The organism is Micromonospora sp. ATLC16 (genome assembly GCF_057196645.1).
In genome coordinates, this window is sequence record NZ_JBXUOW010000094.1 from 1 (window position 1) to 15,607 (window position 15,607).

Genomic DNA, 15,607 nt, shown 5'->3' on the forward strand with positions numbered 1-15,607 from the left:
GGCGTACGCCGCCGAGGTGGTCGCCTGCGGAGCGTCCGGTGCCGAGACGCTTGCCGCCTGGCGGACGGCGGTCGCGGCCTGGCGGACCGCCGGTCAGCCCGGGGAACTGGCGCGGGTGCTGCTGGGCTACGCCGAGGCGGCGGCGGGTGCGGGGGAGCGCGACGAGGTCGGCGCGGCGGTGAGTGAGGCGGCGGGGCTCGCCGACGGGCTCGGCGCGGTACGGCTCGCCGACCGGGCCGCCACCCTGGCCCGCCGCGTGGGCCTGCGTGGTGCCGGCAACGGTCGACCCGGCGCGGATCTGCTGACCGAGCGGGAGCGTGAGGTGTTACGTCTGGTCGCCGCGGGACACAGCAACAGCCGCATCGCCGAGCAGTTGTTCATCTCGCCCAAGACGGCGAGCGTGCACGTCTCCCGCATCATCGCGAAGCTCGACGTGACCAACCGCGTCGAGGCCGCCGCCCTCGCCCACCGCCTCAACCTGCTCACCGACCCCTGACGCCCCAAACTGCGCCGATCATGCAGTTGTGGTCGTGGACATATGCCCTCTATGCCGCAGAACAACGACCACAACTGCATGATCGCCGGGGCCGGGGCCGGGGCCGGGGCCGGGGCCGGGGCCGGGGCCGGGGCGGGTTAGTGGGTGGAGAGGGTTGCGGGTTTGCGGGCGGCGAGGGCCTGCTGGTAGAGGCGGCCGGCGCGGTACGAGGAGCGGACCAGGGGGCCGCTCATGACGCCGACGAAGCCGATCTGCTCGGCCTCCTCGCGCAGCTCCACGAACTCCTCCGGCTTGACCCAGCGTTCCACCGGGTGGTGCCGGGGGGAGGGGCGCAGGTACTGGGTGATGGTGATCAGCTCACAGCCGGCGGCGTGCAGGTCGCGTAGCGCCTGGGAGACCTCGGAACGCTCCTCGCCCATGCCCAGGATCAGGTTGCTCTTGGTGACCAGACCGTCGGCGCGTGCCTGCGAGATGACGTCCAGGGACCGCTCGTAGCGGAAGGCCGGCCGGATCCGCTTGAAGATCCGGGGGACCGTCTCCACGTTGTGCGCGAGCACCTCCGGCCGGGCACCGAAGACCTCGGCGAGCTGCTCGGGTACCGCGTTGAAGTCGGGGATCAGCAGCTCGACACCGCAACCGGGCTGCAGGGCGTGGATCTGCCGCACGGTCTCGGCGTACAGCCAGGCACCGCCGTCGGGCAGGTCGTCGCGGGCCACGCCGGTGATGGTGGCGTACCGCAGCCCCATCGACACCACCGACTCGGCGACCCGGCGTGGCTCGTCGGCGTCGAACTCGGCCGGCTTGCCGGTGTCGATCTGGCAGAAGTCGCAGCGGCGGGTGCACTGGTCACCGCCGATGAGGAAGGTGGCTTCGCGGTCCTCCCAACATTCGTAGATGTTGGGGCAGCCGGCCTCCTGGCACACCGTGTGCAGCCCTTCGCGGGCGACCAGCCCACGCAGCTGGGTGTACTCGGGGCCCATCTTGGCCTTGACCTTGATCCACGGAGGTTTACGCTCGATCGGCGTCTCGGCGTTGCGTGCCTCGATCCGCAGCAGTCGCCGCCCCTCGGGGGCGGGCGTCGCGGTACTCGCGGCCTGGCCGGTCGTCGGTGCGGAGTGCTCGATCGTCACGAAACGAGCCTACGCCGGGCGGCGGCGGTCGATGACCGGCGGGCGACGGCCGTCACCCCGGAAATCCTGTGACGCCGGACACCGAAGCCGCAAGAAACACGTAACAGGACGGCCCGGTCGGGTGTTAGCGTGCCCGGGCACGAAGCGACGACGGAGCCGAGTAGCGCACCGACCCGCCAGTTGAAGAGAGCCGCCGGTTGCTGCGAGGCGGTCTGGCACCGGGGCCGCGAAGACCCTCCCGAGCTGCGGGAAGAACAGCGTGCGGCGACGGCCCTGGTGCAGCGGGGTCGAGCCGGCATCCACGCCCAGTAGACCCCGCCCGGCTGGCCCCGGTGAAAAGGCGACGAACGAGGCTCCCGTCTCGACGGGAGCGAAGGTGTGGTGGCACCGCGAGGTTCCCGCTCGCCCACGCCTCCCGGGGATCGCGTTGCGATTGATCGAGGAGGTAGCCATGCAACGCATCCTGTCCGACCAGCTCACGCCGTACACCGGGCGTACCGTCCGGATCGCCGGCTGGGTCCACCGCCGCCGCCTGCTCAAGTCGGTGGCCTTCCTGATCGTCCGGGACGCCGCCGGCCTCGCCCAGGTGGTCGTCACCGACCCCGCGGTGCGCGCCGAGGTGGCGGCGCTACCCGAGGAGACCGTCGTCGAGGTGGTGGCCACCGTGGTCACCAACGCGGCGGCACCCGGTGGGTTGGAGCTGACCAATCCGACGGTACGACCGCTCGGCCCGCCCGCCGTGCCGCCCCCGTTCGACCTCTACCGACCCGAGTTGGCCGCCACCCTGCCGACCCAGCTGGACCACGCCCCGATCGCCCTGCGTCACCCGGCCCGATCGGCCGCGTTGCGGATCTCGGCGGCGGCGGTGGCCGGTTTCCGGGCCGCGCTGGACGCCCGTCGATTCGTGGAGATCCACACACCGAAGGTGGTCGCCTCCGCCACCGAGAGCGGGGCGAACGTCTTCGCCCTGGACTGGTTCGGTCGGCCCGCGTACCTGGCCCAGTCGCCACAGTTCTACAAGCAGCTCATGGTCGGAGTTCTCGAGCGCGTCTACGAGGTCGGGCCGGTGTTCCGCGCCGAGCCACACGACACCGTGCGGCACCTGGCGCAGTACACCTCGCTCGATGTCGAGCTGGGCTTCGTCACCGACCATCGGGACGTGATGACGGTACTGCGGGACACCCTCGCCGGGATGCTCGACGCGGTCGGTGACCGGGCCGCCGTCGCACTGGCCACCCTCGGTGTCACGCCACCACCGGTGCCCGCGCAGATCCCGGCGGTGCACTTCACCGACGCGCTGCGGATCGCCAACGCCCCTGCCGACGAACCGGACCTCGCCCCGGCGCACGAACGGGCGCTGGGGGAGTGGGCCCGGCGCGAGCACGGGTCGGAATTTCTCTTCGTCACCGGGTACCCGATGGCGAAGCGGCCGTTCTACACCCATCCGGATCCGGCGCGGCCGGGCTACTCCAACGGCTTCGACCTGCTGTTCCGGGGGCTCGAACTGGTCACCGGCGGCCAGCGGCTGCACCGGCACGCCGACTATCTGGCCGCGCTGGCCGACCGCGGGGAGCCGGTGGAGCCGTACGCCGGCTACGTCGACGCGTTCCGCCACGGCATGCCACCGCACGGCGGCTTCGCCATCGGCCTGGAACGCCTGGTCGCCCGCCTCACCGGCGCTCCCAACATCCGCGAGGTGACCCCCTTCCCCCGTGACCTCCACCGCCTGACCCCTTGACCCTCAACCCCCCTCCCCACCCACCCCTCGTCCAAGTTGATCAGAAGGTTTGCGTCGAGATCCGTGCCGGAAGTCGACGCAAACCTCTTGATCAACGCAGGGAGGGGGCGCGTGGGAGGGGTGGTTAGGGGGTGGGGAGCAGGGTGGGGAGCAGGGTGGGGAGGTGGCGTTCGACCACGGGGAGGACGTCGGCGACGGTGACGGGGCGGTTCAGTTCGGCGGTCAGGGAGGTGACGCCGGCGTCGCGGATGCCGCACGGCACGATCCGATCGAAGTGCGCCAGGTCGCAGTCGCAGTTGATGGAGAAGCCGTGCAGGGTGACGCCTCGGGCTACCCGGATGCCGATCGCCGCGACCTTGCGCTCGGGACCCCGGTCGTCGGCCGGCACCCACACCCCGCTGCGTCCCTCGACCCGGCCTGCCGCCAGCTGGAACTCGGCGCACACGTCGATCAGCAGCTGCTCGACCCGCCGGACGTACGCGACCACGTCGACCGGGTCGGGTAGGCGCACGATCGGGTAGCCCACCACCTGGCCCGGGCCGTGCCAGGTGATTTTGCCGCCGCGGTCCACGTCGATCACCGGGGTGCCGTCGACCGGGCGGTCCCACGGCTCGGTGCGCTTGCCGGCGGTGTAGACGCTCGGGTGCTCCAGCAGCAGCACGGTGTCACCCTGTCCGCCGGTGACCACCGCCTCGTGCAGGCGACGCTGTTCGTCCCAGGCGGCGGCATAGTCGAGGACACCGGCGCGTACGGCCGTCAGGCCGGAGGTCGTCACGGTCACGCGTCCAGCCTAGACCCGTACCCGCTGGTCACCAGTGGTGAGCCGGCTCACCGACGGACCCGTCACGCTCATCGTCGGACCTGCCACACCCAGACGTCCTCGACCCGCTCCGGTTCGCCGAAGAGCAGGACCAGGGTGCGACGGATGGCCTCCTCGTCGACCGGCCACTTGGCGCCGTGCACCTGGTCGGCGAGCACCACCGTCTCGATCCGCCAGTGCTCCAGGTCGGCGCGGACCTCCTCGCGGGTGCCCTCGGTGACGATCGGCGGCAGACCACTGCGGGCGGCCTGGTCCAGCAGCGCGCCGAACGGGCGCGGCACCGGGCCGATGCGCCCCCGGTCGTCGGGGCCCCCGGGGCCGAGGAAGAAACCGGACGGGATGGCGAACTCGCCCTGTCGGTGCGCCAGCGCGTACGCCTGCCAGCGCTGGCCGTCCGGGTAGACGTCAAGGGTGAGCGGTGCCGGAGTCAGCACCCCGCCCGGGGAGACGTAGTCCCGCCAGGCGCCGGAGGTGATGAAGCGGGGGATCGGCTCACGTTCGCTGGTCAGCAGTGGAGTGGGGATCAGCGGCACCAGGGCCACCGCGAAGCCGACCGTCCAGGCCACCGCCGCCGGGCGCGACGGCGGGCGTCGGCGTAGCTGGTCAACCGCGTACGCCAGCAGCAGACCGACCACCGGCGTCACGACCAGCGCGAACCGGGCGGGCAGCGCGGCGTTCACCACCGGCAGGTGCCCGAGCAGGTCGAAGGGCATCGGCAGGTCGGTGCGCCGGCCGTCGACCTTTGCCACCGGCCCGAAGGAGAGCGCGGTGAACACCACCGCGACGATCCCGAGGGCCCACAGGGTGGCCCGCCGACGGGCGTCCCCGCCGCGCCACAGCAACACGAAACAGCCGACGGCGAGCACCAGCAGCGGCGGCCCGAAGAAGGAGTTCTCCTCGGTCGGGTTCGGCGCCAGCGAGGTGCCGAATCCGGCCTCGCCGCCCAGTGAGCGGCGCGGATAGGCGGCGTACGCGGCGATGTCCTCGGAGTGGATCACCGCATCGAAGCCGGTGCCGTGGAATCGTTGCGGTCCGGCGAAGTGCAGCCACAGCGGGTAGGCCAGCAACACCCCGGCGACCACCGCGGTGACCGCCAGCCCGCGCAGGAACGAGGGCAGTACGGCGCGGGCCTCGGCCCGGTTGGCCGGATGAAACGCCCAGACGGCGACGACAAGCCCGAGCGCCAGCGCGGTGAAGAAGAGACCCTCGGCGGCGATCGAGAAGGCGACGGCGACGAGGACGCCGAGGATGGCGCCGTCGCGCAGCCAGTGGCCCGGCCGGCGCAGCGCGAACAGCCGCCACACCAGCAGCGGCACCAGCCAGCCGGCGGTCCAGTTCAGGTGGGCGTTGGCGTGCGAGACCATCCCGGGGGAGAGGCCGATGAACAGCCCGCCGACCGCGGCGGCGAGCGGGCTGCGCACCAGGTGCCGGGAGAGCAGCCAGTACCAGGCGACGGCGGTGGCGGCCAGGTTGAGGGTGAGGATCACCAGGAAGGTGGCCGGCGGCCCGATCAGGTACGTCAGCGGGGCGAAGACCGCCGCGTACACCGTGATCGAGGTGTTGACCGCGAGGTTGACCCCGTCGGGAACGTTGATCAGATAGGTGTAGAGCGGGTTGTCCCCGTGGGTCAGCGTGTGCCCGCCGAAGGCCAGCAGCCACTCGAACAGCGCCTGGTCGCTGGAGTTGACGGTGATCGCCCGTCCGTTCGGGTCGATCCACAGCCCGCTGGTCACCCAGACGGCGAGCGCCAACGCGACCAGCACCACGGTCACATCGGTGCGGCGGTGGCGTCCCGTCCGCGACGGCGACGGCGAGGCGGGCGCGGACGCCGTGGACGGAGAGGTGGGCACCTAGCGGACGTTACCAACCGCACCGGGACACGCCGGTCAGACCCGGCAGGTAGGGGCAGGCCCGCCTCGCCACATCCGGACATCCACGAATGTGTGCACGGCCACCATGTCATCGGTGTGACACGACTGCGTAACGTCGCGGCAATCATTGGTGATCCAGCTCACAACCATGGAGGCTCTCGTGCGCCGCACCCGTACCCGGCTCGCCGGTGCGCTGGCCGGGCTGGCCCTGGCCGCCACCGCGCTGGTGGCCGTCGCCGCGCCCGCCCAGGCCGCAACCCTGACCCAGGTCACCGGCTTCGGCTCCAACCCCGGCAACCTCGCCATGTACGCGTACCGGCCGGACAACCTGCCCTCCGGCGCCCCGGCCGTGGTGCTGCTGCACGGCTGCGCCCAGAACGCCAGCGGCTACTTCGCCAACTCCGGCTGGCAGAAGTACGCCGACCAGTGGCGGTTCGCGCTGATCGTGCCCGAACAGCGGTCGGCCAACAATTCCAGTTCCTGCTTCAACTGGTTCGAGACCGGCGACACGGCGCGGGGGCAGGGCGAGGCGCTCTCCATCAAGCAGATGGTCGACCACGCGCGGTCGTCGTACGGCACCGCCGCCAACCGGGTCTACGTCAGCGGGCTGTCGGCCGGCGGGGCGATGAGCGCCACCATGCTCGCCACCTACCCGGACGTCTTCGCCGGTGGGTCGATCATCGCCGGACTGCCGCACCGCTGCGCCACCAGCATGGTCAACGCCTTCTCCTGCATGAGCCCGGGCGTGGACAAGACCCCCGCGCAGTGGGGCGACCTGGTCCGCAACGCCTACCCCGGCTACTCCGGTGCCCGCCCGAAGGTGGCCATCTGGCACGGCACCAGCGACTACACGGTGGCGACGGCGAACGCCACCGAGTCGCGTGACCAGTGGACCAACGTGCTCGGTGTCTCGCAGACGCCCACCAGTACCCGGCAGCTGCCGGCCGGCACCAGCGTCGAGGTCTACGGCAACGACAGGGTCCGGGTGCACCGGGTCTCCGGCATGGGGCACGGCACCCCCGTCGACCCGGGCTCGGGCGCGGACCAGTGCGGCACCGCCGCCGCGTACTTCCTGGACACCATCTGCTCGACGTACCACGACGCGGTCTTCTTCGGCCTGAACGGCGGCACCACCCCGACCCCGACGGCGAGCCCCACGACCAGCCCGACCCCGACCGCCTCACCCACCCCGACGGCGAGCCCCACCCCGACCCCCACCCCCACCGGCGCCCCCACCTGCGTCACCGCCAGCAACTACGCCCACGTCACCGCCGGCCGCGCCTACCACTCCGGCGGCTACGCCTACGCCAACGGCTCCAACCAGCGGATGGGCCTCTACAACACCTTCTACACCACCACCCTTCGCCAGACCGCCCCCAACCACTGGCTCATCGGCTGCTGACCCGGACCCACCCGGACCCCCACCCGCGACCGTCCGCGTTGATCATGAGGTTAGCGGCAGTTTCAGAGATCAACTCTGCCGCTAACCTCATGATCAACCGCATCGGAGGCCGGCGGAAGGGCGCGTCAGTCGTGGAGGGCGGCGTGGAGGGCGGTGGGGAGGTCGGGGTAGCGGAAGGTGACCTGGGCGCGGTTGAGGACGCCGGGGAGGACGCGGGTGCTGGTGAGGGCTTCCTGGGCGAAGCCGCCCAGGGCGACCTTCAGGGCCAGCGCCGGGATCGGGATCACCGCGGGACGGTTCAGTTGACGGGCCAGCTCCTGGGTGAACTCGGCGTTGGTGACCGGGGCCGGGCCTACCACGTTGACCGGCCCGGCGAGATCGGCCCGGGCCAGCAGGAACGTGGTGGCGTTGAGCCAGTCGGTCATCGAGATCCACGGAACCCACTGCCGGCCGCTGCCGAGCCGGCCCGCGATGCCCAGCTTGAACGGCAGCAGTTGCGGCTTGAGCAGGCCACCGTCGCGGTGCAGGGGTAGGCCGGTACGCAGCCGCACCACCCGTACCCCGGCGTCCTCGGCCGGCCGGGTGGCCGCCTCCCACACCCGGGCCACGTCGGCGAGGAACCCCTCGCCGGCCGGCGCGTCCTCCTCCACCACCCGGTCGCCGGTGTTGCCGTACCAGCCGACCGCCGAGGCGTTCAGCAGCACCTCCGGTCGATCCGCGACGGGCAGACCGGCGATCGTGGTGGCCAGGGTGGTGGTGCTGTCCACCCGGCTGGACCGGATCAACTCCCGGTATTTGTCGTTCCAGCGCCGGTCGCCGACACCGGCGCCGGCCAGGTTGACCACCGCGTCGGCCTCGGCGACCACCGCCGGGTCCAACTGCGCCGCCGACGGCGACCATCGTCGCTCGTCGGCGGCGCGCGGCGGTCGTCGTACCAGCCGGGTCACCTGGTGCCCGTCGGCGACGAGCAGGTCGACCAGCCGGGTGCCGAGGAAGCCGGACGCGCCGGCCATGAGGATCCGCATGCCTCCATCTTCGGGTACGCGCGGCGACCCGGCCGCGCCGACTCGGTCACGCCCGCGTGGCGGCCCCGTCCCGACGAAGCTCCGACAGTGCCGCTCGACCTCGTCGTAGGCGTCGGCGGGCAGCGGCCCGAGGGTGAGCACCCGGGTGTTCTCCTCGACCTGGGCCACCGTGCGGAAGCCGGGAATCGGCACCGTACGTGGGCTGCGGGCCAGCAACCAGCCGAGCGCCCCCTGGGCGAGGGTGCGGCCGTCGGCGGTGAGCGCCGCGCGTACCCGAGCCACCCGCTGCGCCCACTCCGGTGCCGGCTTGCCGTCGATGAACCAGGGCAACCACTCCGGCGCGCGCCCCCGCACGTCGTCGTCGCCCAGCGACCGGGTCGCGGCGGTGAGCAGGCCCATCGCCAGCGGCCCCCGGTTGATGCTGGCCAGGTCGTACGTCTCGCAGACCGCCAGCAACTCGGCGTTGTCCCGCAGCACGGACTGGTCGTGCTGGATCGCCGTGCAGTGCGGGGCGGCCGGTGCGAAGGCGGCAGCCGAGTCGGGATAGTCGGTGCTCCACCCGTACGTCCGGATCCTGCCGTGGGTGACCAGGCCCTCCAGCGTGTCGACCAGGTCGAGCGCGAACGGGACCACGGCGACAGCGGTACGGCATGATCGCCGTGAGCGGCGGTCATGGCGCGGTCGGCGGCGAGCCAGGCCAGGTCGGCCTCGCCGAGTTTGACCAGGACCTGAGCGGTGAGCCGGTACACCCGCACCAGCAGTTCCACGGCGGGAGCCGAGGTGTGCCGAACCCTTTCCTGCGCACCGGGCTCTCCACAAGCCCGCCAGGTCGTGTCAGTCGACCTTGTCAACCTGTGGTCAGCCAGCGATCGAACTTCGGGCGGTCGGCAGCCGCACGGCTTTCGTCAGGGGCGTCGTACGGGTTGAATGCTGACCAGGTCCGCCAGGCCGGTGAAGGCGCCCGGGTTGGTCGTGTACAGCGGCAGTTGGTTGACGTGAGCCACCGAGGCGATCATCAGGTCGGCGATCCGGCGACGAGTGGTGCGCCCGGTAACCAGGACCGCGCCGGTGATCAGTCCGAAGGCGCGCGCCGCCTCGGCGTCGAAGGGCAGTGGGTCGAACGTGGCCTCGGTGTGTTGCAGGATGCTTGTCCGTCGGGCCCGTTCGGCGGGGTCGTCGGTGTGGTGTGGACCGGCGGACAACTCGGCGAGCGTGACGGCGCTGATCACCATCTCCTCGGGTAGTTCCTGCGGGTCGAGGGCACCCAGGTGGATGACGATGTTCGTGTCGATCAGCCCACGGTCGGCAGGTGGGTCACCACTCACGGTCGGACAGGTCCTGGTCGACTGCCGAGTCGAGGTCGCGACGGAGCCGTTCCACGTCGAGTACGGGCGCGGTGGTGAAGGCCGCCATCACCTCGGCTCGTGGCACGTAGGTGCGTCGCCGGAGCGGGATCAACTTGCCGATCGGCGTGCCGTTGCGCGTGATGATGAAGGAGTCACCCCGCTCCACGCCGCGCATGATCGACCCGGATTCGTTGCGCAGCTCTCGCTGGGTGATTTCCCGGTGCGCGTGCTCTGCCACGGCTCCATGCTAGGCGAGCGTGCTACAAAGTGCTACAACCTGGTTGTCTCACGTCGTACCGGGGGGGGCTGGCCGTGCCAGCGGGCGCGTGCGGATCCGAGTGGCCACCACCGTGTGCACCACCCACCCCCACCCCCACCCCCACCCCCACCCCCACCCGCCGCGCCGATCATGCAGTTGTGGCGGTGAACAAGAAGTGCATAACGCTGCAAATCGGGTGCCACAACTGCATGATCGCGAGGGCTGGGCGGCGAGGGTGTGGGTGGGACGGCGGGGCGCCCCGGTCCGGGGGACCGGGGCGCCCTGCGTGCGCTGGGGTTACAAGCCCAGTTCGGCTTCGAAGTTGCCGGCTTCCAGGCGCTCCTTGACGGCGGTCAGGAAGCGGGCCGCGTCGGCGCCGTCGATCAGCCGGTGATCGTACGACAGGGCCAGGTAGACCATCTGGCGTACGGCGATGACCTCGCCCAGGTTCGGGTCGTTCACCACAACCGGACGCTTTACCACGGCACCCGTACCCAGCATCGCCGACTGCGGCGACGGCACGATCGGGGTGTCGAAGAGGGCACCCCGGCTGCCGGTGTTGGTGAGCGTGAAGGTCGCCCCGGCGATCTCGTCGGGGCTGATCTTGTTGGTCCGGGTCCGCTCGGCCAGGTCGGCGACCCGCTTGGCGATACCGCCGAGGTTGAGGTCACCGGCGTTGTGGATGACCGGCACCAGCAGGCCCCGCTCGGTGTCCACCGCGATGCCGAGGTTCTCGGCGTCCGGGTAGGTGATCGTCCCACCGTCCAGGTCCATGCTGGCGTTGACGATCGGGTACGCCTGGAGCGCCTCGATGGCCGCGAGGGCGAAGAACGGCAGGAACGACAGCTTGACGCCGTGCCGCTGCTGGAACGACTCCTTGGCCTGCGCCCGCAGCTTGGCGACCTTGGTGACGTCCACCTCGACCACCGTGGTCAGCTGCGCCATCTCGTGCAGCGACGACAGCATCCGCTTGGCGATGGCCGCGCGGATGCGCGGCAACTTCTCGGTGGTGCCCCGCTTGGCGCTGGGCTGCGGCTTGGCGGCCGGCTTGGCCGGTGCGCCGGCCGCAGGCTGGGCTGCCGCCGGGGCGGGAGCGGCCTTGGCGGCACGCGCCTTCTCCGCCGCGTCCAGCACGTCCTGCTTGCGGATCCGACCGCCGACCCCGGTGCCGTTGACCGAGGCGAGGTCCACGTTGTGCTCGCCGGCCAGCTTGCGTACCAGCGGCGTCACGTAACCGGCCGCCTGCTCGCCGCCGTTGGACGACGCCGTGCGCTGCGGGGCGGGAGCCGCCGGCTGCGCGGCCTGCTCGGCCTTGACCGGCTCCTGAGCGGTCTCGGCCTCGGCGGCCGGCTCGTTGTACGACATGCCGGGCGTTGGCTCGGACACCTTCGGCTCGGGCTCGGCCTCCGGCTTCGTCTCTGCCTCCGGCTCGGGCTCGGGCTCGGCCGCCGCCTCGGGCTCGGGCTTCGGCTCCGGCTTCGCCTCGGTCGGCGCCTCACCGGCGGCACCGACCACGGCCAGGGTCGCGCCGACCTCTGCGGTCTCGTCCTCGGCGACCTTGATCTCCAGGACGGTACCGGCGACCGGCGAGGGGATCTCCGTGTCGACCTTGTCGGTGGAAACCTCCAGCAGCGGCTCGTCGACCTCGACGGTCTCGCCGACCTGCTTGAGCCAGCGGGTGACCGTACCTTCGGTGACGCTCTCGCCCAGGGCCGGCATCTGCACCGGGGTGCCCGCACCCGACGCCGCCGGGGCCGCCTGCGCCGGCTGCTCGGCCGGCTCCTCGACGGCGGGCTGCTCCGCCTCGGCCTCGGGCTCCGCTGCGGCCTCGGCGGCCTGCTCGGCGGGGGCCTCCTGCTGCTGCGGGGCGGCTCCGCCGCCGGCCGACTCGCCCTCGCCGGAGATCACCGCCAGCTCGCTGCCGACCTCGGCCGTCTCGTCCTCGCCCACCACGATCCGGGTCAGCACCCCGGCCGCCGGGGACGGGATCTCGGTGTCGACCTTGTCGGTGGACACCTCAAGCAGCGGCTCGTCGACCTCGACGGTGTCACCCTCCTGCTTGAGCCAGCGCGTGACGGTGCCCTCGGTGACGCTCTCGCCGAGCCGGGGCATGGTGACCGATACCGGCATGTTCTCCAGACTCCTTCAATTTCCCTGGTGGGGGGCGTCGCCCGTCGCCGAGCGCCGCGGATACGTCGTGATCAAGCGTGCGCGTGCAGCGGCTTGCCGGCAAGCGCGAGGTGCGCCTCGCCCAGGGCCTCGTTCTGCGTCGGGTGGGCGTGCACGAGCTGCGCCACCTCGCCCGGGTACGCCTCCCAGTTGTAGATCAGCTGCGCCTCGCCGACCAGTTCGCCGACCCGCGCGCCGACCATGTGCACGCCGACCACCGGGCCGTCCTCGACCCGCACCAGCTTCACGAAACCGGCCGTCTTGAGGATCTGGCTCTTGCCGTTGCCGCCGAGGTTGTAGTTGTAGGTCTTGACCTTGTCGGCGCCGTACTGCTCCTTGGCCTTTGCCTCGGTGATGCCGACCGAGGCCAGCTCCGGGTCGCTGTAGGTGACCCGGGGAATGCCCGCCTCGTCGATCACCGCCGGGTTCTGGCCGGCGATCTCCTCGGCGACGAAGATGCCCTGCTGGAAACCGCGGTGGGCGAGCTGGAGACCGGGCACGATGTCACCCACGGCGTAGACGTTCGGCACGTTGGTGCGTAGCCGCTCGTCGGTCAGCACGTAGCCCCGGTCGACCTTGACGCCCTGCTCCTCGTAGCCGAGGTCGGCGGTGTTCGGGCCCCGGCCGACCGCGACCAGCAGCAGCTCGGCCTCGACGGTGTCGCCGCCGGCGATGGTCAACTTCACGCCGTTGTCGGTCTTCTCGACCTTCTCGAACGGCTTGCCGACCTTGAAGTTGATCTTCCGCTTGCGGAAGGCCCGCTCCAGCGCCTTCGACGACTCCTCGTCCTCGGCGGCGACGAGCCGGGGCAGCGCCTCGACGATCGTCACGTCCACCCCGAAGGACTTCCACACGCTGGCGAACTCGACGCCGATCACCCCGCCGCCGAGCACGATCGCGGAGGCGGGGACCCGGTCCAGGGTCAGGGCGTGGTCGCTGGTGATGACCCGCTCGCCGTCGATCTCCAGGCCCGGCAGGCTCTTGGCGTACGACCCGGAGGCCAGCACCACGTTGCGGCCGGTGTACCGCTTGCCGTCCACCTCGACCGTGTTCGGCGCGACCAGCCGGCCGTGCCCCTCGACGAAGGTGATCGACTTGTTGCCGTTGACCAGCCCCTGCAGGCCCTTGTAGAGCCGCGAGACCACGCCGTCCTTGTACGAGTTGACCCCCGCCATGTCGATGCCGACCAGCTCGGCCTTGATACCGAACTGTTCCGACTCGCGGGTCTGGTCGGCGATCTCGGCCGCGTGCAGCAGCGCCTTGGTCGGGATGCAACCGTTGTGCAGGCAGGTGCCGCCCAGCTTGCCCTTCTCGACCAGCGCCACGGAAAGGTTCAACTGGGCGGCGCGCAGGGCGGTTGCGTAACCGCCGCTTCCACCTCCGAGGATGACGATGTCGAAGGTTGCGTCGTTCGGCTCGCTCACGTCCAACTCCCAGGTCGCTTCGCTGCATCGGGGGTCACGGCGGGGTAACACGGACACACCCCACCTCGGCCATCTTGTCACCACCGCGTCGCACCCGCGTACCGAGGTGCCCAACGACACGTTGCCGCCACGTACCCTTGGCTCTGCCTTCGATACGCCACGACTGGGGAGACGGCTCGGTGGGACTGTTCCGGCGAAGCAAGCGATCACGTGCGGCTGACCCTGACCGTACGGCCAATCGTGCCGATCTGGAGCACCTTGAGAACTTCGTCCGCACCCGTAAGGGCGTCGAGGCGTACATCGAACCGCGTACCACCGTCACCGCGACCACGGTGATCTTGATCGCCGACGACGGCGAGTGGACCCGACGCCGGATCGACGGGCCGGACGGCGCGCGGCGGTTCGCGTACCGGCTGAGCATTCCGATCTACGACGTGGCGCTGATGGGCTACCCGCAACGCATGCGCGACTACAACGAGCGCCGCAAACGCCGCCCCGAGCAGTACTGACCCGCTTCCGCGCTGCGCGCTTCCGCGCTGCGCGCTTCCGCGCTGCGCGCTTCCGCGCTGCGCGCGCCAGCAGTTTTCGGGGAAGTTGCTGCCTCCCGGCGCGTGGAGACAGCAACTTCCCCGAAACTGATCGAATCTTGCGCAGCCCGCGCAGCCCGCGCAGCCCGCGCAGCCCGCGCAGCCCGCGCAGCCCGCGCGGGGCTCAGCCGTTGGCGGCCACGTCGGCGATCAGGTGCAGCAGGGTGCGGACCGGGACGCCGGTGCCGCCCTTGGTCCAGTAGCCGGTCGCCTCGCCCGCGTGGTACGAGGGGCCGGCGATGTCGATGTGCGCCCAGGCGACGTCGTCGGTGACGAACTCACGCAGGAAGACACCGCCCTGGAGCATGTGGCCGGCCCGGTCCATGCCCGCGTTGACCTGGGAGATGTCGGCGACGTCGGAGTCCATGCCCTTGCGCACGTCGTCCGGCAGCGGCATCGGCCAGGCGGGCTCGCCGACCGCGTCGCCGGCACCGCGGACCCGCTCGCACAGCTCGGCGGTACCCATCACGCCGGAGATCCGCTTGCCCAGCGAGACGACCTGGCCGCCGGTCAGGGTGGAGGTCTCGAACAGGTAGTCGCAGCCGTCGGCGCAGGCCCGGGCCATCGCGTCACCGAGGATCATCCGGCCCTCGGCGTCGGTGTTGAGCACCTCCACCTTCTTGCCGTTGAACATGGTGATCACATCGCCCGGCCGGTACGAGGTCCCCGACGGCATGTTCTCCGCCATCGGCACGTATCCGGTCACCGTCACCGACGGCTTCAGCTCGGCCACCGCCAGCATGGTGGCCGACACCGCCGCCGCACCGGCCATGTCGGACTTCATCTCCCACATGCCCTGCGCCGGCTTGATCGAGATGCCACCGGTGTCGAAGGTGATGCCCTTGCCGACCAGGGCGACCCGCTTACCGGTGCCGCCACCGTCCGGGGTGTAGGTCAGCTTGACCAGTCGCGGCGGGGCCTCCGAGCCCTGACCGACGGCGATGATGCCGCCGTACCCGCCCTCGCGCAGCGCGACCTCGTCGAGCACCTCGACCTCGAGACCGGCCGCCCGACCCGCCTCGGCGACCGCGTCGGCGAAGGCCGGCGGGCGCAGCTCGTTCGGGGCGATGTTGACCCAGTCGCGGGTACGCCGGACCGCGCCGGCCACCGTCTGCGCCCGGACCACCTCGGCCTGCGCTGCCGCGTCTGCGGCGTCCGGCACGGCCACCAGCACCTCGGCGACCGGCTCGCGGCGGGCCGGCTGCGGCCGGGTCTTGTACCCGGCGAAGCGGTAACCGCCCAGCAGTGCGCCCTCGGCGACCGCGCGTAGGGCCTCGGCGGCATCGGCGTCGTCCGGCAGCGGCAGCGCCACCGCCACCCGGGCCGCGCCGGCCAGGGCC

Annotated in this window: 13 protein-coding genes and 1 pseudogene; 4 read left to right on the forward strand and 10 right to left on the reverse strand. The window is 71.5% G+C overall.

From position 1 onward, the window contains the following. On the forward strand, positions 1-496 hold a 496-nt coding region (locus AC2CHE_RS24710), incomplete at its 5' end, for a helix-turn-helix transcriptional regulator (RefSeq protein ID WP_484507244.1). A gap of 137 nt (positions 497-633) precedes the next feature. Here the strand turns inward: AC2CHE_RS24710 and lipA are convergent. Further along, positions 634-1,626, reverse strand: a complete 993-nt coding sequence (gene lipA, locus AC2CHE_RS24715; RefSeq protein ID WP_484507245.1) for a lipoyl synthase — start codon at positions 1,624-1,626, stop codon at positions 634-636. Between the two features lie 451 nt (positions 1,627-2,077). On the opposite strand from lipA, the gene aspS reads away from it, so the two are divergent. After that, positions 2,078-3,364, forward strand: coding sequence for an aspartate--tRNA(Asn) ligase (gene aspS, locus AC2CHE_RS24720; RefSeq protein ID WP_484507246.1), 1,287 nt, complete (start codon positions 2,078-2,080; stop codon positions 3,362-3,364). 124 nt (positions 3,365-3,488) lie between these two features. Here the strand turns inward: aspS and lipB are convergent, their stop codons facing one another. Further along, the gene (lipB, locus tag AC2CHE_RS24725) at positions 3,489-4,145 is read right to left on the reverse strand and encodes a lipoyl(octanoyl) transferase LipB (protein WP_484507247.1); all 657 of its coding nucleotides are present in this window, start codon (positions 4,143-4,145) and stop codon (positions 3,489-3,491) included. Positions 4,146-4,213: 68 nt separating this feature from the next. Beyond that, complete coding sequence (locus tag AC2CHE_RS24730; RefSeq protein ID WP_484507248.1) at positions 4,214-6,034, reverse strand: DUF6311 domain-containing protein; 1,821 nt, start codon at positions 6,032-6,034, stop codon at positions 4,214-4,216. A gap of 169 nt (positions 6,035-6,203) precedes the next feature. Between AC2CHE_RS24730 and AC2CHE_RS24735 the strand changes: the two genes are divergently transcribed. After that, positions 6,204-7,457: an extracellular catalytic domain type 1 short-chain-length polyhydroxyalkanoate depolymerase gene (locus AC2CHE_RS24735; RefSeq protein WP_484507255.1), complete on the forward strand. Its 1,254-nt coding sequence runs from the start codon at positions 6,204-6,206 to the stop codon at positions 7,455-7,457. Positions 7,458-7,582: 125 nt separating this feature from the next. Here AC2CHE_RS24735 and AC2CHE_RS24740 read toward each other — a convergent pair whose 3' ends face one another. From AC2CHE_RS24740 to lpdA, 6 genes and pseudogenes are all read right to left on the reverse strand, one after another. Next, positions 7,583-8,482 (reverse strand): TIGR01777 family oxidoreductase, encoded by a 900-nt coding sequence (locus tag AC2CHE_RS24740; RefSeq protein ID WP_484507256.1) that lies wholly within the window; start codon positions 8,480-8,482, stop codon positions 7,583-7,585. A 90-nt stretch (positions 8,483-8,572) separates the two neighbouring features. Beyond that, a pseudogene (locus AC2CHE_RS24745) lies at positions 8,573-9,103 on the reverse strand (aldo/keto reductase); the annotation flags it as partial. A gap of 284 nt (positions 9,104-9,387) precedes the next feature. After that, complete coding sequence (locus tag AC2CHE_RS24750) at positions 9,388-9,807, reverse strand: PIN domain-containing protein (RefSeq protein ID WP_484507249.1); 420 nt, start codon at positions 9,805-9,807, stop codon at positions 9,388-9,390. Continuing rightward, a complete protein-coding gene (locus AC2CHE_RS24755) occupies positions 9,797-10,066 on the reverse strand; it encodes a type II toxin-antitoxin system Phd/YefM family antitoxin (protein WP_484507250.1) in 270 nt (89 codons plus the stop codon). Before AC2CHE_RS24755 ends, AC2CHE_RS24750 begins: the two co-directional genes overlap by 11 nt. Before the next feature lie 318 nt (positions 10,067-10,384). Continuing rightward, the gene (gene sucB, locus AC2CHE_RS24760; protein ID WP_484507251.1) at positions 10,385-12,217 is read right to left on the reverse strand and encodes a 2-oxoglutarate dehydrogenase, E2 component, dihydrolipoamide succinyltransferase; all 1,833 of its coding nucleotides are present in this window, start codon (positions 12,215-12,217) and stop codon (positions 10,385-10,387) included. A gap of 71 nt (positions 12,218-12,288) precedes the next feature. Continuing rightward, the gene (gene lpdA / locus AC2CHE_RS24765; RefSeq protein WP_484507252.1) at positions 12,289-13,680 is read right to left on the reverse strand and encodes a dihydrolipoyl dehydrogenase; all 1,392 of its coding nucleotides are present in this window, start codon (positions 13,678-13,680) and stop codon (positions 12,289-12,291) included. A gap of 179 nt (positions 13,681-13,859) precedes the next feature. Between lpdA and AC2CHE_RS24770 the strand changes: the two genes are divergently transcribed. Next, entirely contained in the window at positions 13,860-14,189 is a 330-nt protein-coding gene (locus AC2CHE_RS24770; RefSeq protein ID WP_484507253.1) for a hypothetical protein, read from the forward strand. Positions 14,190-14,391: 202 nt separating this feature from the next. Here AC2CHE_RS24770 and AC2CHE_RS24775 read toward each other — a convergent pair. Further along, positions 14,392-15,607 (reverse strand): leucyl aminopeptidase (locus AC2CHE_RS24775; RefSeq protein WP_484507254.1); only part of this gene is annotated, 1,216 nt, incomplete at its 5' end.